We start from the raw sequence: 17,256 nt of genomic DNA, 5'->3' as shown, positions 1-17,256 counted from the left end.
GGCAAAGCTGAACCTCTTCAGACACGGCTGCACACGCTCGTGCGTACCTTTGCTCAAGGCAACCTTCATGGCACTTTCCTTACACGGCATCGCATTGCGCTATTTTGTGGAAGTGGCGCGTACGGGCTCGATTAGCGACGCGTCCGCGCGGCTGCATGTGGCTGTTTCGGCGATCAGCCGGCAGATCGCGCGGCTTGAAAGCGATCTCGGCGTCGCGCTGTTCGAGCGGCGGCCGCGTGGCATGTCGCTCTCCGAGGCGGGTGAGCGGCTGCTTGCCTATGCGCAGCGCAGCCTGCTCGAGGCGGAGCATGTGATGAAGGAGATCGGCGGCCTCGAGGCATTGCACGGCAGCATGATCAAGGTCGCGAGTTCAGAGGGGTTTGCGGCGGATTTTTTGCCCCGTGCAATGGCGGCGTTCCGCGGTCAGTACCCGGGGATCGACTTCACGCTCTCCGTGATGCCGCCGGGCGAGGCGACCCGACGGGTGCGCGATGGCGACGCCGATCTCGCGCTGACCTTCAGTCTCGCGCCGGAGAAGGGCGTCAAGGTCGAACACACCGAGCGCGCGCCGGTGCTGGCGCTGCTGCACGCCGACCATCCACTGGCGGCGCGCGCGCGGGTGTCGCTGGCCGACCTGCGGCGCTATCCGCTGGTGCTGCCGGAGCCTGGTACGACGATCCGGCAACTGATCGACATTACCTGTGCGCTTGAAGGCGTGCTGCTCGAACCGGATCTCATCAGCAACAATAGCGGGGCGATGTACCGTTACGCGCAGAAGTCCGGGGCGATCATGTTCACGGGGCTGCTATCGGTGCGCGACCGTTACGCCGGCGACGGCTTCGTCGCGATACCGCTGACGCACCCGCAGATGCGTCAGCGCAGCATCCAGGTGCAAACCATGGCCGGCCGGGAGTTACCGCCGTCGGTCAAGGCGTTCCGCGACCATCTGATTGCTGAGATCGGCGGCGCGAAGCCCGCGGATGCTGCGACGCCGAAGCCTGCCCGAAAGCGTGGCAAGGCGCATTGAAAGGCAAATCTCCCTGCCGGACGGCGATTGGCGACCTAAACTGTGGTGACGGGGCGGCCCGCTGGGCTTGTACGGCATGGCTGGCGATGCTGCGGCTCGCACCAGTGGTAGGATTCAGCCCGAAAAACGGAGAGCGGTACGTGACGAATCGGCGTGCCGTGAATAACAGAGCGATAGGAATCAGGACATCGAATGGCGCAACAAAAAACCAACCCAAAACTTGAGCAGGCGCTGACGCGCGGGGATCTTGCAATTCGCCAGGCCAACTCGGCGCGCGCGACAGCGTTGCTACGCGCGCTGGGCAAGATGATCATTGAGGCGTCCGCGACGATCGGGGTGGAGGCATTCACGCTGATTCCGGACGGCGACAAGATTTACGATCCTACCGATGGGCTTTGGCCGCAGGAGTTGCTGGTTTCGCTCGACGGTCCTGTCGAGGAAGCGGATCCGGATGAAGTTCGCACGGTGCGGTTGATTGCCGATGATCCGGGCACGGTGTTCAGGGTTGAATGGCAGCGTGCCGATGGGAAGATCGGGCGTCAGGATGGGGGGCCGTTTGCAACGGTGGCTTTTATTTCTGATGTGGATATTCCCTGGACGGATGATGAGGATTGAGGGGTGGGGTTTTGCCTGTCCGGCGGTTGTGGGTTTTTTGGCGTTGCCGTGTTGGGGTTTGGTTCTGTTGTTGGTCTTTTGGCCTTTCCTTGATTTGTTAGTGGTCTATTAGCGTTGCCCCTGTGCGGGGCGGCACCTACTTTTCTTTGCCTGCCGCAAAGAAAAGTAGGCAAAAGAAAGCGGCTCAAACCGCTAATTTTTAAGCGGGTCCCCCGCGCAGCCACGGTAGTGGTGCATCTGGAATCCGTGCTCTCGCACACTCCCCGCTGGTGACAAAGCACTCATCAGCTCCCACTCCGCACTGCGTGCGTCGCGGACGGGTCTGCCAGGGAAACCAGCGGCTTCGCTTCGCGCAGCGGGAGCCGTCGGCTTCGCCTCGGCGAGATGCCCCCACTCTGGTCGGCGAACCTGCTTCAAAGGAAATGTCGTGCGTTACATTCGCGGTGCGATCGCGCTCGCGGCCGCGTTTGTGCTTGCAGCAGCGATGCAACCACGAGTCGGGGAACGGACCAAACCGCGGAAGCGCAAGTCCGGCGGGCGGTGTTTTGAACAGGGTATCGGCGCGCGCAGCGCCGCCGGAGGTATGACGCCTTTGTCACCAGCGCCGAATGTGCGAGGACACAGATTCCAGATGCACCACTACCGCTACTGCGCGGGGGACCCGCTTAAGAATTAGCGGTGTGAGCCGCTTTCTTTGCTTATCTTTCTTTGCGGCGGCAAAGAAAGTAAGTGCCGCCCCGCACAGGGGCAACGCTAATAGACCACTACCAAATCAAGGAAAGGCCAAAAGACGAGCAACAGACCAGAGACAACCACCACAGCAAGGAAAGGCCAAAAATTCCAGCCCAAGGAACCCAACCCGCCAAAGGCAAACCAGATAAACCAAGCGCCGCGCAGGCAAAAAAAACCTCAAACAGCAACCTCCCGCCCACCCCCCATCACCGACATAACAAAATCAAAAAAAGCCCTAACCTTAGCCGGCGGCCGATGCCGCGAAGGATAAAGCGCATACACCGGATGAACCTCATCCTTCCAGTCAGGAAACAGCTCAACCAGCTTGCCATTGGCAAGCAATGACTCAACACCAAGCGCAAGCACCTGCGCGATTCCCTGGCCCGCAGCACACACACTGTGCAACGTGCCAACGTCATTCACCATCAAACGCCCCTGCGGGGTAATCGCAATCTTCTTGCGCCCGCGATGAAACTCCCAACTGAACGGGTAACCCGTCAACGGATTGCGAAACTTGATACACACATGCTTGCCGTTTTCGAGCTCGGCCGGACTAGCCGGATGACCATGCTTCTTAAGATACGACGGCGCGGCCACCGTCATAATCCGCGTGTCGATCAGCTTGCGTGAAATCAGCGTTGAAACCGGCGGTTCGCCGAAACGAATCGCAAGGTCGAACCCATCAGCAACCATATCGCCTAACTGGTCGCGCGTGATCAACTCGAGTTGCAGATCGGGATGCCTGTCGATAAAGCCGCCGAGCCTCGGCCCCAGCACGAGACGCGAAAACAATGGATCCATGCTCACCCGCAAACGTCCGCGAACCGCATTCGCACCTTGCGCCGCCGTAGCAGCCGCTTCCTCGAGCCCACCGAGTAGCGGAACGATCTGTTCGTAAAATCGCCGGCCTTCGTCAGTCAGCACGACCGAGCGCGTGGTGCGGTCGAACAACCGGATGCCAAGGCGTGTTTCAAGCCGTGCAACCGAACGGCTGACCCCGGATTGCGACATATCGAGTGCTTCGCCAGCCGCCGCAAAACTGCCGCAGTCGACGATCGCCGTCAGCACGCCCATGCCGTTCAGCATGCGCTCGTCAAATGGCATGTGATATTCCCTTGTTATGCATTAATGCCCGACATGCTAACGCGAAATATCGTTTGAATTCAGACGCCGGTATCGGGAGACCCAGGCTTTCCCAACGCATCGATGACGCTGCATCATGAGTGGAATAACCGTCACGCTATCGCGTCACGCAAGCGTCCAGCGCCGATCCGAATGCGTCGGGCCGATGCACGGTGGAATGCGGATTTCGTCATGCGTTATGAATATTCACGCCGATCAACGGAGAACGCGATCAGGCCGTAAGTTTTTATTATCGATTTTGCCGATCTATCGAATATTGCCGCCACCGCAATGCTGGCGGCGCCCGTTTGAATGAAACCGCGACGGTTTTTCCGGCATCCGCGTGCGGGATCGGGCCACGTTGCTCAGCGTCCCGCGCCCTGAGTCGCTCGCCCACGCACCTCGCGCGTGACGGGCGCTTCGTCGAGATGGCGGAATATCCATGCTGACACCAGCGTGATGACGCCCACGCACACGAAGCTCAGGCGAAACCCGAGCGCGGCCGATCCCCATTGCGCCGAGAACAGATTCACGAGGCCGCCGCCGATCGAGACGCCCAGCCCGATCGCCAGCATCTGCACCATCGAAAAAAGGCTGTTGCCGCTGCCGGCGTCTTCATGCGAGAGACCCTTGAGCGTGACGCTGTTCATCGCCGCGAATTGCATGGAGTTGGCGCCGCCGAACACCGCCAGAATCACAATCCCGACGATCAGCGGCGTACCGCGCGTGATCAATGCGAGCGCAACGATCGACGAGCCCACGATCACCGTGTTGACGAGCAGAAAGGTGTCATAGCCATAGCGGCGCACGAGCGGTGCAATCCAGCGCTTGGTGAGGGTGCCGGCCAGCGCGGCGGGCAGCATCATCAGGCCGGAATGCAGCGGCGTATAACCGAGCTGCAATTGCAGCAGCAAGGGCACGAGGAACGGCACGGCGCTTGAGCCGATGCGGCATACCAGGTTGCCGATCAGACCGACGCTGAAATTCGGTTCGCGAAAGAGCGCAAGTTTGAAGAGCGGATTGCTGCGTCGCCTCGCATGCGGAATGTAGGCGAGCGCGCTCACCACAGCGAGCGCGAAGAGGCCGGCCGACCATGCCAGGCGATGCGACGGCACCGGCGCGTCGACGGCCAGCGAAAACGCGATCATGCACAGCGAAAGCAGCCCACAACCGACAAAGTCGAACGGCGGCGCCTGCGTCTCCCCATGCGCCGGTAAAAATCGCTGCACCGCATAAAGGCCCAATGCGCCGATCGGCACGTTGATCAGGAAAATCCAGTGCCAGGTAATGGCCTGAACGAACCAGCCGCCGAGCGTCGGGCCCGCGATCGGCCCCAACTGGCCGGCAATCGAAATGAACGCGAGCGCCGATACGTATTGCTCGCTCGAGACGCTGCGCAGCACGGCGAGCCGCCCGATCGGCAACAGCATCGAACCGCCCAGTCCTTGCAGGACCCGCGCGAGCACCAGCTGGCCGAGCGTATGCGCGCTCGCGCAACAGAGCGATCCGAGCACGAAGATGAGAATCGCCGCGAAGTACACGCGCCGCGTGCCGAAGCGATCGGCGAGCCAGCCCGACGCGGGCGTGAGCATCGCCATTGTCAGCGTGTAGGCGACCACGATCGGTTGCATCGCGAGCGGCGCGACGTGCAGACTCCTGGCAATCGACGGTAGCGCGGTGTTGACGATCGTCGTGTCGAGCGACTGCATGAAAAAGCCGGCGGCGACGATCCAGAGTAGCGCGGTCTGGGCGGAATCCTTATTCATATTCAAATGAGCGTTAGCGCGCTGCCGGGGACAGATCGGCGGCCCGTGCTCGAAACAATCGTTGGGGATAGCGTCATGGTATTGACATCCCTGTCAATCGGGAACCCCACTGGGGACGTTGACTGTTATCGACATTGCCGATAACCAGGCTCACAATGATTTATGCTCAATCCCATCTGGCTCAAGACCTTCACCACCGTCGCCGCCTGTCATAGCTTCACCGAGGCGGGGCGGCAACTGGATCTCACGCAATCGAGCGTCAGCGAACATATCCGCCGGCTCGAAGAGAGCGTGGGGCGGCGCCTGTTCGTGCGCGACACCCATTCGCTCGCCATGACCCCGGACGGCGAGGCCATGCTCGCGCACGCCAGCGTGATCCTGCAGGCGCTCGCGCGGGCCGAGTCGCAGTTTCGTGCGCCGCGTTTAAAAGGGCGGGTGCGGCTCGGCTCTTCGGACGACGTCGCGCTCGGGCCGCTGCCCACGGTGCTGGCGGCATTTCGCGACGCGCATCCCGACGTCGAACTGGAAATCACCATCGGCATGACCGGCAAGCTGTATGAGTTGCTGGACGCCGGTTCGATCGATCTGCTGGTCGGTAAGCGGCGGCTGGGCGATCGCCGTGGCGTGCCGCTTTTCACGGGGCGCCTGGAGTGGCTGGCGCGCACCGGTACGCTGGTTGATCTGAGTCAGCCGTTGCCGCTGATTCTGGTCGCGGAGCCGAGCGTGACGCGCGCCGTGGTGCTCGATGCGCTCGCCGAAGCCGGTTTTAGCTGGCAGGTGGTGTGCACAAGCAGCAGTCATTCGGGCTGTATTGCGGCCGCGCGCGGCGGTCTCGGGATAACCGTGCGTCCGCAGTACCTTGCCGCCCGGGGCCTGACGCCGCCGCTTAATGCGGCCAGTCTGCCGACGCTGCCCTCGGTGGAATTTATCGCGCTGGCCGCCAGACGGCTGAGCCGTCCGGCAGGCACGTTGCTGCAATTGCTGTACGACAGCGATTTGCGTGGGTCGTGGATAGGTGAATGAAGCCGGGCGGGCAGCGCCTGAGTGAATGACCTGACCCGCGGTGCCGCTCCGGCGGCGATCCGGCGGCGTCCCGGTCTAAGCGGGCAAGGTCGCGGCCAACGCGTCGAACTCCGCGCCCCAGGCCGCGCGCCAGGCGTGGCGTGTTGCTTCGTCGATCCACGCGCCGTCAATGCCGTTCAGCATGAACTGCCGCAGCTCGGCGATGCTGAAGCCGAAGTGGCTATGCATCAATTGCCATGCTTCGCCGGGGGTGACCTTGTGCAGTGTCGGGTCGTCGGTATTCGGGTGAATTTTCAGGCCCAGACCCGGCATGCGCCGTATCGGATGCTGCTCCGCCCAGACCTCCGGCGCGAGCGTGCGCAAGTAGTAGGAGTTTGTCGGCACCACGGTAAACACAATGCCGCGCTCCGCGTAGCGCGCTGCCAACTGCGGGTTGTCGACGATCGTGTAGCCGTGATCGATCCGATCGCATTGCAACAGATCGACGGCCGTCTCGACATTGCGCCACGGCATGCCGAATTCGCCTGCATGCGCGGTGGTCCTGAAACCTGCGTTACGCGCATTGCGGTATGCCTTCCAGAACAATTCCGGAGGCCGGTCGTTCTCGCGGTAGTCGATGCCAAGACCCGCCACTTCGTCCGCGCGATGCGCGCACATCCAGTCGACCAGCGCGACCGCTTCGTCGGGATCGGCTTCGCGGTCGATGCTCGGGATCAGCCGCGCACTGATGCCGAAGTCGCAAGCGGCGTCGCGAATCGCGGTGACAATGGCCGCTTGCGCATCCACATAGGGAATCTTCGAAACGCGTACAGTGCCAGTAGGATTCCAGAAGAATTCGCTATGACGCACCTGGTGCGAGGCGGCGTCGGCGAGATATTCATAGGCGATGCGATGCAGGTCGTCCGCCTGCGTGAGCAGATGTTCGTCGAGCGCGCGCAGTACGCGCAGCACGCCGACCGGTTTTTCGCCGCGCGTATAGAACGCGTCGATCTCCTCGCGAGCGATCGGTGCGTGGCTCTTTTCGGCGAGCGCGATGAACGTTTCGTGGCGAACCGCGCCCAGCAGATGGCAATGCAGTTCGACCTTCGGCAGGGCGATGAAGAAGGCGCGATGGGCGTCGGTAAGCGTAATGCCGAGGCGCGATGCGGGCACGTTGCCCAATGTCTCTTTCATGTCGGTATGGTTTTCGGTAGTTTCAGTGCGGCTTGACCACGGTATAGAAGTAATAGCCGAGCGGCACGGCCAGCACATAGAGGCCCCACGGCACTTCACGGAAACGGCCGGCGAGCAGCTTGACGAGCACATAGCAGAGCAGGCCGCCCGCGATGCCGGTGCCGAAACTGTTCGACATCAGCGTGAGCAGCACCATGGAAAGAACGGGTAGCGAGTCGCTGAAGTCGTCGAAATGCGTATGGCGGATCGTGCTGAACATCGACAAGCCGATCAGGATCAGCGCCGGCGCGGTCGCTTCCTTCGGAATAGCCAGTGCGACCGGCACGAACAGCAGCATTAGCGCGAACATCGCGGCTGCGGCAAGCGAGGAGAGGCCGGTACGCCCACCCGCTTCAACGCCTGCGGCGGATTCCACCAGCGCGGTCAGCGCCGGAATGCCGAACACGGGACCGAGCGTCGCGGCAATCGAATCGACGAGAAACGGCCGGTTGATGTTCGGCAAGTTCGCGTTTTCGTCGAGCAGATCCGCTTTGGCGCCGACTGCGAGCGTGGTGCCGAGCGTCGAAAAAAACTCCGCCGCGAAGAACACGAACAGATACGGAATCGCGGCCACGCTCAGCGCGCTCGCTATGTCGAGCCTGAAGGCGATCGGCGCGATGCTATGCGGCCATGACAGGAACGACGCGGGCATATGCGTGACGCCGAGCGGCACACCGGCGGCAGCCGCAATCAGAATCGCCCACAGGATCGCGCCAGGCACGCGGCGGCCTTGCAGCACGACAGCCGCGCCGAGGCCGATCAACGCCACCAGCGTGCCGGGCCGCGAGAAATCGCCGAGCGCGAGCGCGCTGGTCTTCGCGTTGGCGATCACCATCCCGGCGTTGCGAAAACCGAGCACGGCGATGAACAAACCGATCGATGCGCCGAGCCCTAGCTTGATCTGCGCCGGAATCAGGCGTACCACGAGGCTGCGCGCACCCACCAGGGTCAGGATCAGGAACAGCACGCCGGACACGAATGCAATGCCGAGACCCGTTTGCCATGCGACGTGTTCGCCCGCGAGCGTAATGCCGAGAATCACCGAGCCGCCGATGCCGGGTCCCACCAGGAACGGCAGATTCGCATACAGCGCCATCAACACCGTACTCAGCACGAACACGAGAATCGTCGCGGTGGTTGCTGCGCCGCGATCCATCCCACCGGCCGACAGCAGCGACGGAATCACCACCAACAAATAAGCGGCCGCGAGAAACGACGTGATGCCGGCGATCGTTTCGGTACGCACGCTGGTTTTGCGCGCGGCGAGCGCGAAACGCCGTTCGAGCCAGCCGCCGTGCGCGGCCTGTGCCGGATTGTTGCTGTGCGGCATTGAAGATTCGTTATTGATCAATTGATTCATCCTGTAACCACGCATTTATACTGCTGCGCATTGCGTCGATGCATTGCTCTCCATGACCGACCGTTCGTCCCTGCTGCCCGCGCTCACGCTGCGGCAAATCCAGTATTTCGTCACCCTGGCGCATGCGCGCAGCTTCACGCAGGCCGCGCAGTCGCTCGCCCTGACGCAGCCGGCCCTGACGGCGGCGATCCGGCAGATCGAGTTCCTGCTCGGCGGTCCACTGTTCGCACGCTCCGCGCACCGGCTGACGCTCACGCATGCGGGCGCCAGCGTGCTGCCGCTCGCCGAGCGGTTGCTCAATCAGGCGCGCGGCACCTTCGACGATATGGCGAGCACCTTCGCCGAACGCGTGCAGACCGTGCGCATCGGGCTGATTCCGTCGGCTGCGGCGCGCCTGTTGCCTGCGCTCGCCTCGTTGCGCGCCCGGCAACCGTCGCTGCGCTTCACGCTGAACGACATGCCGAACACCGCCCTGATCGATGCGGTGCGCGAGGGCGCGGCCGACTTCGGCGTGGGCGTGCACGAACCCGATGCAGCCGTGCCGGACAAGGACGGCGAAGCCGCGTTGCGCTACCAGGATCTGTTCGAGGATCAGATCGTGGTCGTAGTGCGGCGTGACGATCCACTGGCGCAGAAGAAAAGCCTTGCGTGGGCGAGACTCGTGGGCCGCGATCTGGCCGTGTTCGTGCGCGGCAGCGTCAGCGACGCGCTGCGGCGCACCGGCGGGGCCGAAGGCTTGCAACTGACGGTCGCGTATCGCGTCGAGTACACCGAGCCGTTGTACGAACTCGTTCGCAACCGTCTGGCGATTGCCGTGCTGCCCAGTCTCTACACCATGCATTTGCACGACGCGGAACTGGTCGCGTTGCGTCTCGACAAGCCGCGCGTCGCCCGTTCGATCGCGCTGATTTCGCTTGCCGGCGAGGATCGCGGCCCGCACGTGCGAGCTTGCCGCGAATGGATCGCCGCGCATATCTGACGCAACTGGCGCGCGCTGCATGACCGATTGCATGACCGATTGCCTCACCGATGTCGAGCTTTTCACCGCTTCACGGCTTGAACCGCTCACGGCAGCGTGGCAAGCCGTGCGCGCAAGGCGGCATAGAAACCGTCCGCGTCCACTTCGGTGATCCATGTCGCGTTCGGCTTGCGGCCGCTGTGTCCGCTCCAGTCCACCACCGTTTCACCGAGCGTCCATTCGCCGACGGTCTCGATCATCACGTTGACCTCGCGTCCCTTGAAGAGGGACGGCTCGATCAGGTAGCCGGTCGCGCAGGGGTCGTACATCGGCGCTTCTTCAATGCCCTTGCGGCCCTTCTGATACGCGACTTCCGCGGCCATGATGTCGGCGGCCATGGTGCCGCAGCGATTGCCGAGCGCGCGGATCGGTGCGATCCGTGCCGGCGTGATCGGCGCTTTTACCGCGACGTCGCGCGGCAGCACGACGATTGGCACGCCGCTCGCGAACACGACCTGCGCGGCCTGCGGGTCGACATAGATATTGAATTCGGCCGCGGGCGTAATGTTGCCGCGTTCAAAAAAAGCCCCTCCCATCATCACGATTTCGCGGATGCCGGCGCGGATCTCCGGTGCTTCGATAAGCGCGGTGGCCAGATTGGTCAATGGCCCGATCGCGCACAGCGTCACGCTATGGGGCGGCGCCGCGCGCAAGGTGTCGATCAGAAACGCGACTGCATGCTGCGGCGCGAGGGGCGCGAGCGGTTCGTGCAGCGGCACGCCGTCAAGACCGGTCTTGCCGTGCACATTGGCCGCCGTGATCAGTTCGCGTGTGAGCGGCCGCGGGCAGCCCGCATAGACCGGCAGCGATTGCGTGCAGCCGGCCCAGTCGCGCACGATACGGGCGTTGCGTTCGGTGAGATCGAGCGGCACGTTGCCCGCAACCGTCGTGATGGCGCGCACGTCGAGCCGGTCGCTCGCCCCGAGGGCGAACATGATCGCGATCGCGTCGTCCTGACCGGGATCGCAATCGATGATCACGCTGCGGCGCACTCCGCCTGGCGCAGCAGCGGCGCCCGAAGAGGACGTGCCGCTTGCGGTGTTGGCCGAGCCCGCAGTAGCTGGAGAGGCCGCGCCGGCAAACATCGGCCACGCCGATGCGCTCGCTGCCAGCCCCACGGCTGTGCGCAAGAACGCGCGCCGCTCCTGAGTCGAGTCGAAGGATTTCATCATGGTCAGAACACGTGGCGCATGCCGACCGTCGCGATCATCTGACGGATGCCGGTGGATTGAGCGTAAGCAAAAATCTGCGCATGCTGCGCGTCGCCCGCGGCCTGCTGCGCGATCACCGTCAACGCGACGTCGGTGCGTTTCGACAGGAAATAATCGGCCTGCAAATTGACCTGATGCCATTTGGGGCTCGTATTGATCACGTCGTATTTGCCGTCGGTGAACGCATACGCAGCGCCGAGAATGAACGCGGGGCTCACGTGGTAGTTCACGTTCAGGTTGTAGTTCTGCAGATGCAGGTGCGAACCGTCGAGATAATCGTAGCGGACATCGGTGAAAAGCGCTGCAAATTGCGCGGGGCCGACCGTATAGAAACCGCCCGTGCCGAAGATGCGTTGCTTGCTCGCGTACGCGGCCGGATGCAGCGCGCTCTTCGCGAAGATCAGCAGCGACGACGCGTAGTCGTTCGAAATCGCGCCGTCCGGATTGGTCGCGCTGAACGGGTTGTTGTATTGCGCGTAGACCACGCTCCACTTCAGCGGTCCGTGTTCGTAACCGGCGCCGAAGCTATATGCGTTGTTGTTGGCGAAGCCGGTGGCATTGCTGAAGCCGTATTCGGCCGTGGCCTTCAACCCGCGATAGTCGGGTGTCACGTACTTCACCGCGTTCTGTACGCGAATGTCGTTATAGCCGTTGTCGTTGTCGCCGATGTTCACGCCGTTGCTCGCGATGATCACCGGGCCGACGTAATCGTGCACCGTGTCGTACTGACGGCCGAAGGTCAGCGTACCGTAGGTTTTGCTGGAGAGTCCGACGAACGCCTGGCGGCCAAATTCGCGGCCGTTTTGCGACGCGGTGCCGGACATCACGTTGAAGCCGTTCTCCAACTGGAAGATCGCGCTCGTGCCGCCGCCCAGGTCCTCGATGCCCTTTAGACCCCAGCGTGGGTTCTGGTTGGTGCCCGAGAGCGCCTGCCACGCGTTCTTGCCGCCCTGATTGGTCGCATAACCGACGCCCGCCGAAATCAGGCCATACAACGTCACGCTGCTTTGCGCATGGGCAACGCTGGAGAGCGCGCCGGCGATCGCGAGAGGGGCGAACTTGAGTAGTTTCATCGTGGTCCAGTAGCGAGAAAGGAGGGCGCCGAAGAAGGGGCGCATTCGAACTGGGCTCGACTATACGAACTCGTCGGTTATAAAAATAATGTTGTTTTTTTATGGTTCCATAAATTTAATCTATTCAATGAGGCCTGCGCCGCTCACTGGAACAACCGGCACGAGCGTCCTTATCGCCTGTAATGGCATCGTTGCCGGGCCTCGGGCGATTCTGTATGGTGGCTCATCGACCTACATCATCGACTTACCCAGCGAGCACCTCATGACGACCGCCGCAGACCCCCTTCCGCAACCGATTCGCTCCGATGTTCTGATCGTAGGCGCAGGCCCTGTGGGCCTTTTTGCCGCTTTCGAAGCGGGCGTGATCGGCCTGTCATGCCAGATCGTCGATGCGCTCGACAAGGTCGGCGGACAATGCACGGAGCTCTATCCGGACAAGCCGATCTACGATATTCCCGCGATTCCGTCGTGTACGGCGCGCGAACTGGTCGAGCGTTTGCTGGTGCAATGCAAGCCCTTCGAGGTGCCGATTCATCTGGAACAACGGGTCGAGTCGGTCGAGCAGCGCGACGATGGGCGCTGGACCGTGCATACCGACCGCGGCCTCGTATTCGACGTGGCGGCCATTCTGCTTGCCGCCGGCAATGGCGCGTTCGTTCCGCAAAAACTGGCGCTTGCCGAAGCCGTGCCGCTGGAGTCGCGTCACGTCCACTACAGCGTGCAACGGCTTGCCGATTTCGCTGGCAAGACCGTGGTGGTGGCGGGCGGCGGCGATTCCGCGCTCGACTGGGCGCTGGCATTGCGCGAGGTCGCGCGGCGTGTGACGCTGGTGCATCGCCGCAACGGGTTCAGTGCGGCCAATTCGAGCGTCGATGCGATGCGGCGGGCGGTCGAGGCCGGGGAGATGGATTTTGTGGTCGGCGCGATTGCGGGGCTCAAGGTCGAGAACGATGCGTTGAAATCAATCGCGCTGCGCCATATCGAAGGCGAGACGCAGCTCGACGCCGAGCAACTTGTCGTGCTGTACGGTCTGGTCGCCGATCTTGGACCGATCGCAAAGTGGAATCTGTCGATTCACGGCGGCCGCGTCGATGTCGATACATCCAATTATGAAAGCTCGCGGCCCGGCATTTTCGCGGTCGGCGACATCGCCAACTATCCGAACAAGCAGAAGCTGATCCTGTCGGGTTTCCATGAGGCGTCGCTAGCGCTGCGCAAGGCGTATGCATACGCCTATCCGGAGAAGAAGAGGGTGCATGTCCATTCCAGCTATGACGCGAAGCTGGCGGAGAAGGTGGGGGCGGCGGCCTGAACCGTTCTGTGGGTGGCGTCGCAGGCTTGGCGTCGCGTTTGGTCCGACTGAGCCTGCAAGCGAGTTTCAGCATCACGCAAAGCGTGGGGGTTTGTCGCTTACAGCGATCATTCTTTCCGGCCTCGCCGCCGACGGGATTCCGGCCGCCGCGGGCTTGTCCAATTTCGTGCGGATATTTGCGGGGTAGCGGGAACGCCGCTTGCTACAACGCTTGAGATGATCCCTCGATCCTGTATCGTGCGCGGCTCGCTGAGTAAATCTGTGTGAACAGATCGAGCGTCGCAGCGGTGGCGGGCGCCGGGGGCATTGACGTCCTGCGGCCACGCCCGGCGTCAAATATGGCTGTTTTCAGTGATCGAGGCGATAACGTGCCGGGTAATAGGCGAAACATGAAAGTGAGCCGGTGTATGCTGTTTCAACATACCAAAAGACTCTTTTCATCATGAACGAAACTGAAGCCCGCTCCGCAGGGAACAACAACGAGGCTGCCCATGTTTCGTCTGCGCCCCTAGCGAAGCCGCCCGTCGCGGTCGACTATTGGTCGCTCGTGCAGTCGATCGAGGACTACGCGATCTTCCTGCTGGACACGACTGGGCATATCGTCAGCTGGAACGCCGGCGCGCAGAAGCTGACGGGTTACGCGGCGCACGAGATCATTGGCCAGCACTTCTCGCGCTTTTACACCGCTGAAGCCGTCGCGCGCGGCTGGCCGGATTACGAGTTGCAGCAGGCAACGCTAACCGGCCGCTTCGAGGACGAGGGCTGGCGGGTTCGTAAAGACGGCACGACTTTCTGGTCAAACGTGGTCATCACGGCGGTACGCAACGAGGCGGGTGTGCTGACGGGTTTCGCCAAGATCACCCGCGATCTGACTGCGCAGCGCGAGTACCTCGATGCGTTGCGGCAAAGCGAGGAGCGCTTTCGTCTGCTGGTCGACCGCGTAAGAGACTACGCGATTTTCATGCTCGATCCGGATGGCTATGTGGTGAGCTGGAATGTAGGCGCCGCGCGTATCAAAGGCTATACACGCGAGGAAATCATCGGCCGGCATTTTTCCACGTTCTACCTGCGCGAAGAAGTCGCGGCCGGCAAGCCCGCGCGGGAACTGGCGATCGCGCGGCAGGTCGGCCGTGTCGAGGACGAAGGCTGGCGCGTGCGCAAGGACGGCACGACCTTCTGGGCCAACGTCAACATCACCGCGGTGTATGACGAATCGAACCGGTTGCGCGGTTTCGCCAAGGTGACACGCGATCTGACCGAGCGCCGCGAGCGTGAGGAACTGGAACGTTCGGGCGAGCGTATGCGCAAGTTTCTCGCCACGCTTGCGCACGAGTTGCGCAACCCGCTGGCGCCGGTGCGTAACGCGATCGGCGTGATGCGACTCGAGGCGGGTATGAGCCCCACGCTCGCGCGCTCACGCGATCTCATCGATCGTCAGGTCACGCACCTTACGCGCCTCGTCGACGATCTTCTCGACATCGGCCGCATCATGTCGGACAAAGTCGAATTGCGGCTTGCACGCGTCGATCTGGTCGAGGTGGTGGCGCGCGCGATCGAAGCCGCGCGGCCGTTCACCGATTCGCGCTCACAGAGTGTGGCGACGCAGATGCCGGCCGAGCCGCTGGTCGTGAGTGGCGACACGACGCGGCTCGTGCAGGTGCTGCAAAATCTGCTGCATAACGCGTCGAAATTTTCACCCTCCGGCAGTCAGATCGAGATATTGGGGCGTGTCGAGCATCACATGGCGGTGCTGGAAGTGCGCGACCACGGCTGTGGCATTCCTGTGGGTTCGCTCGACACGGTTTTCGAGTTGTTCGTGCAGGAAAAGAGCGGGCAAAGTCTTGGCGAAGGCGGCCTTGGCATCGGCCTCACGTTATGCAAATCGCTGATCGAAATGCACGGCGGCAGCATCATCGCGAGCAGCGCGGGCGAGGGATGCGGCAGTTCGTTCACGCTCAGTTTGCCGCTTGCCGCGGCACCCGCCGAAACCCAGGTGGATCACGCCGGCGTGGTGAGCGCGGTGGTGCCGCCGCTACGAATTCTGCTGGTGGACGACAATCGCGACTCCGCCGACAGCCTTGCCATGCTGTTCGAGCTCAAAGGCCACGAAGTTCGCATTGCCTACGATGGCGCGCAGGCACTCGAAGTCGCGCCGCGCCTCGTGCCGCACCTTGCACTGATCGACCTTGCGATGCCAAAAATGGACGGTTTCGCGACGCTGGCGGGCTTGCGCGAGATGCCCGCGCTGGCCGGCACGCTGTTCGCCGCGATGACCGGCTTCGGTCATGCGAGTGATCGCGAGCGCACCCGGGCGGCCGGTTTTGACGCCCATCTCGTCAAGCCTGTGGACCTCACGTTGTTCGAGGCGTTGCTGGAACAGGCGGAAGCGCGGCGCGAACAGGGTGGCGCGGGTAAAAGTCAGTAGGCGCGCTTCCTTCATAGCAGCGCGCTGCGCGCTTAATCTTGAACGCTATCACGCCTGAAGCAGCACGGCGCATCCCAACTGTTCGAGGTTCGATGCCTGCGGCACGCCGCTTGCTGTTTGTCTGCACGCGCGGCTGCTATCCAAAGTCCGCGCGTATAGATCGAACTGCTTCAGGGAGGCACGATGCTCGCCACGCGCGATCGTGCGGCCAGCGTGGGTGCGCGGTCGCCGGAACGAATCAGCAGAACCCACACTCGCGACCCTCATTCGGGATTCACGTCGCAATCGACGGTGCGCTCCGCCGGGTCGCTGGAAGATTTTCTGCATCACACGTGTTTCGATACGGCAGACCCCGCCGCGCTGGGCGATGTTTTTCAGGCGCTGATCGAACGGGGCTATGACCGCTTGCCCTGCATGCCGTTGCCGGGGCACGGACACACGCTCGCACGCTGGCGCGCCCTGGCCGCGGTTGCCGCGTGCGATCTCAGTCTCGTCAAACTGTTCGAAGGTCATACCGACGCGCTGGCGATTCTCGCCGAGTTGCACGGCCCCACGCCGTCCGTTGGCAGCCGCTGGGGCGTATGGGCGGCGGAGCCGCCTGACGCGCGTGTGCAGGCCAGCAAAGGTGCAAGTGGCGCCGACGATGCCGCGCAACTGACGCTGAACGGCACGAAAGCCTGGTGTTCGGGCGCGCGCGTGGTCAGTCACGCGCTCGTCACCGCATGGCTCGATGACGAACCAGTGCTTGCCGCCGTCGCGATGGATCAGGCGTCGATTTCAATCGACACCTCGAAGTGGCAAGCCGTCGGTATGCAAGCCACCGCCAGTGCCGACGTTACCTTCAATCGGGCCGCGGCCACGCTCGTGGGCGGCGCGCATGCTTACGTGCGCCGGCCGGGCTTCTGGCAGGGCGGCGCCGGTATCGCCGCGTGCTGGTACGGCGCGGCAGCGCAGATCGCGCGGACTTTGCGCGACGCATCCATGCAGCGCGCCGACCCACATCGGCTTGTCCACCTCGGCGCGGTCGCCGTGGCGCTGGCGGGTGCTGCCGCCGTGCTGCGGGAAACCGCTGCTCATATCGACGCGAACCCCCAAGCCGACGCTCAACCGGAAGCCATGCGCGCTCGCCTCATCGTCGAGGAAGCGGCCACCGAGGTGATGGCCCACGCGACGCGTACGCTCGGCGCCGCTCCGTTATGCCGCGATGCCCGCTTTGCCCGGGCGCTGGCGGACCTGCCGGTGTTCCTTCGGCAAAGCCATGCTGAACGGGATCTTGCCGCGCTCGGCGAACTGATCGTCAAAGCCGGGCCCAACGCTATTGCCGGAGGTGCGCCATGGACGCTCTGACGCGATTCGCGGA

General features: G+C 63.0%; 13 protein-coding genes and 1 pseudogene. 8 read left to right on the top strand and 6 right to left on the bottom strand.

Translation table 11 applies throughout. The features are described 5' to 3' along the window. Nucleotides 1-67: 67 nt before the first annotated feature. Together AC57B6_RS34305 and AC57B6_RS34300 are read left to right on the top strand one after the other, a co-directional pair. Nucleotides 68-1,027: a LysR family transcriptional regulator gene (locus AC57B6_RS34305; protein WP_496423003.1), complete on the top strand. Its 960-nt coding sequence runs from the start codon at nucleotides 68-70 to the stop codon at nucleotides 1,025-1,027. Nucleotides 1,028-1,219: 192 nt separating this feature from the next. Next, entirely contained in the window at nucleotides 1,220-1,642 is a 423-nt protein-coding gene (locus AC57B6_RS34300) for a hypothetical protein (RefSeq protein WP_028198226.1), read from the top strand. 909 nt (nucleotides 1,643-2,551) lie between these two features. Here AC57B6_RS34300 and AC57B6_RS34295 read toward each other — a convergent pair. Together AC57B6_RS34295 and AC57B6_RS34290 are read right to left on the bottom strand one after the other, a co-directional pair. Next, nucleotides 2,552-3,478: a LysR family transcriptional regulator gene (locus tag AC57B6_RS34295; protein ID WP_144192847.1), complete on the bottom strand. Its 927-nt coding sequence runs from the start codon at nucleotides 3,476-3,478 to the stop codon at nucleotides 2,552-2,554. Between the two features lie 383 nt (nucleotides 3,479-3,861). Continuing rightward, complete coding sequence (locus AC57B6_RS34290) at nucleotides 3,862-5,262, bottom strand: DHA2 family efflux MFS transporter permease subunit (RefSeq protein WP_028198611.1); 1,401 nt, start codon at nucleotides 5,260-5,262, stop codon at nucleotides 3,862-3,864. 162 nt (nucleotides 5,263-5,424) lie between these two features. On the opposite strand from AC57B6_RS34290, the gene AC57B6_RS34285 reads away from it, so the two are divergent. Beyond that, nucleotides 5,425-6,285 carry a LysR family transcriptional regulator gene (locus AC57B6_RS34285; RefSeq protein ID WP_028198612.1) on the top strand — a complete coding sequence of 287 codons (861 nt, stop codon included), beginning with the start codon at nucleotides 5,425-5,427 and terminating at the stop codon, nucleotides 6,283-6,285. A gap of 75 nt (nucleotides 6,286-6,360) precedes the next feature. On the opposite strand, the gene add is transcribed toward AC57B6_RS34285, so the two are convergent. Together add and AC57B6_RS34275 are read right to left on the bottom strand one after the other, a co-directional pair. Beyond that, nucleotides 6,361-7,458: an adenosine deaminase gene (gene add / locus AC57B6_RS34280; RefSeq protein ID WP_030102852.1), complete on the bottom strand. Its 1,098-nt coding sequence runs from the start codon at nucleotides 7,456-7,458 to the stop codon at nucleotides 6,361-6,363. Between the two features lie 22 nt (nucleotides 7,459-7,480). Then, entirely contained in the window at nucleotides 7,481-8,827 is a 1,347-nt protein-coding gene (locus AC57B6_RS34275) for an NCS2 family permease (protein ID WP_496423002.1), read from the bottom strand. A gap of 82 nt (nucleotides 8,828-8,909) precedes the next feature. Between AC57B6_RS34275 and AC57B6_RS34270 the strand changes: the two genes are divergently transcribed. Beyond that, entirely contained in the window at nucleotides 8,910-9,836 is a 927-nt protein-coding gene (locus tag AC57B6_RS34270) for a LysR family transcriptional regulator (protein ID WP_028198615.1), read from the top strand. Between the two features lie 86 nt (nucleotides 9,837-9,922). Here AC57B6_RS34270 and AC57B6_RS34265 read toward each other — a convergent pair whose 3' ends face one another. Together AC57B6_RS34265 and AC57B6_RS34260 are read right to left on the bottom strand one after the other, a co-directional pair. Further along, nucleotides 9,923-10,960, bottom strand: coding sequence for a nucleoside hydrolase (locus tag AC57B6_RS34265; RefSeq protein ID WP_496423150.1), 1,038 nt, complete (start codon nucleotides 10,958-10,960; stop codon nucleotides 9,923-9,925). Between the two features lie 89 nt (nucleotides 10,961-11,049). Beyond that, entirely contained in the window at nucleotides 11,050-12,159 is a 1,110-nt protein-coding gene (locus tag AC57B6_RS34260; RefSeq protein ID WP_028198617.1) for a porin, read from the bottom strand. A 262-nt stretch (nucleotides 12,160-12,421) separates the two neighbouring features. On the opposite strand from AC57B6_RS34260, the gene AC57B6_RS34255 reads away from it, so the two are divergent. The 4 genes and pseudogenes from AC57B6_RS34255 to AC57B6_RS34240 all read left to right on the top strand — a co-directional run bounded on the left by AC57B6_RS34255 (nucleotide 12,422) and on the right by AC57B6_RS34240 (nucleotide 17,243). Next, nucleotides 12,422-13,471: an NAD(P)/FAD-dependent oxidoreductase gene (locus AC57B6_RS34255; protein WP_496423001.1), complete on the top strand. Its 1,050-nt coding sequence runs from the start codon at nucleotides 12,422-12,424 to the stop codon at nucleotides 13,469-13,471. A 97-nt stretch (nucleotides 13,472-13,568) separates the two neighbouring features. Further along, a pseudogene (locus AC57B6_RS34250) lies at nucleotides 13,569-13,725 on the top strand (DHA2 family efflux MFS transporter permease subunit); the annotation flags it as partial. Nucleotides 13,726-13,913: 188 nt separating this feature from the next. Further along, entirely contained in the window at nucleotides 13,914-15,896 is a 1,983-nt protein-coding gene (locus tag AC57B6_RS34245) for a PAS domain-containing hybrid sensor histidine kinase/response regulator (RefSeq protein ID WP_106357784.1), read from the top strand. A gap of 183 nt (nucleotides 15,897-16,079) precedes the next feature. Next, a complete protein-coding gene (locus tag AC57B6_RS34240; RefSeq protein WP_496423000.1) occupies nucleotides 16,080-17,243 on the top strand; it encodes an acyl-CoA dehydrogenase family protein in 1,164 nt (387 codons plus the stop codon). The last annotated feature ends 13 nt before the right edge of the window (nucleotides 17,244-17,256 follow it).

Source organism: Paraburkholderia sp. BGA-UO-ETr-F12 (assembly GCF_059567945.1).
This window is presented reverse-complemented; position numbering and strand designations above follow the sequence as displayed.

Coding starts and splice junctions, on each gene's coding strand:
- AC57B6_RS34305 (WP_496423003.1), top strand. CDS start 68: ATGGCACTTTCCTTACACGGCATCGCATTGCGCTATTTTGTGGAAGTG.
- AC57B6_RS34300 (WP_028198226.1), top strand. CDS start 1,220: ATGGCGCAACAAAAAACCAACCCAAAACTTGAGCAGGCGCTGACGCGC.
- AC57B6_RS34295 (WP_144192847.1), bottom strand. CDS start 3,478: ATGCCATTTGACGAGCGCATGCTGAACGGCATGGGCGTGCTGACGGCG.
- AC57B6_RS34290 (WP_028198611.1), bottom strand. CDS start 5,262: ATGAATAAGGATTCCGCCCAGACCGCGCTACTCTGGATCGTCGCCGCC.
- AC57B6_RS34285 (WP_028198612.1), top strand. CDS start 5,425: ATGCTCAATCCCATCTGGCTCAAGACCTTCACCACCGTCGCCGCCTGT.
- add (WP_030102852.1), bottom strand. CDS start 7,458: ATGAAAGAGACATTGGGCAACGTGCCCGCATCGCGCCTCGGCATTACG.
- AC57B6_RS34275 (WP_496423002.1), bottom strand. CDS start 8,827: ATGCCGCACAGCAACAATCCGGCACAGGCCGCGCACGGCGGCTGGCTC.
- AC57B6_RS34270 (WP_028198615.1), top strand. CDS start 8,910: ATGACCGACCGTTCGTCCCTGCTGCCCGCGCTCACGCTGCGGCAAATC.
- AC57B6_RS34265 (WP_496423150.1), bottom strand. CDS start 10,960: ATGTTTGCCGGCGCGGCCTCTCCAGCTACTGCGGGCTCGGCCAACACC.
- AC57B6_RS34260 (WP_028198617.1), bottom strand. CDS start 12,159: ATGAAACTACTCAAGTTCGCCCCTCTCGCGATCGCCGGCGCGCTCTCC.
- AC57B6_RS34255 (WP_496423001.1), top strand. CDS start 12,422: ATGACGACCGCCGCAGACCCCCTTCCGCAACCGATTCGCTCCGATGTT.
- AC57B6_RS34245 (WP_106357784.1), top strand. CDS start 13,914: ATGAACGAAACTGAAGCCCGCTCCGCAGGGAACAACAACGAGGCTGCC.
- AC57B6_RS34240 (WP_496423000.1), top strand. CDS start 16,080: ATGCTCGCCACGCGCGATCGTGCGGCCAGCGTGGGTGCGCGGTCGCCG.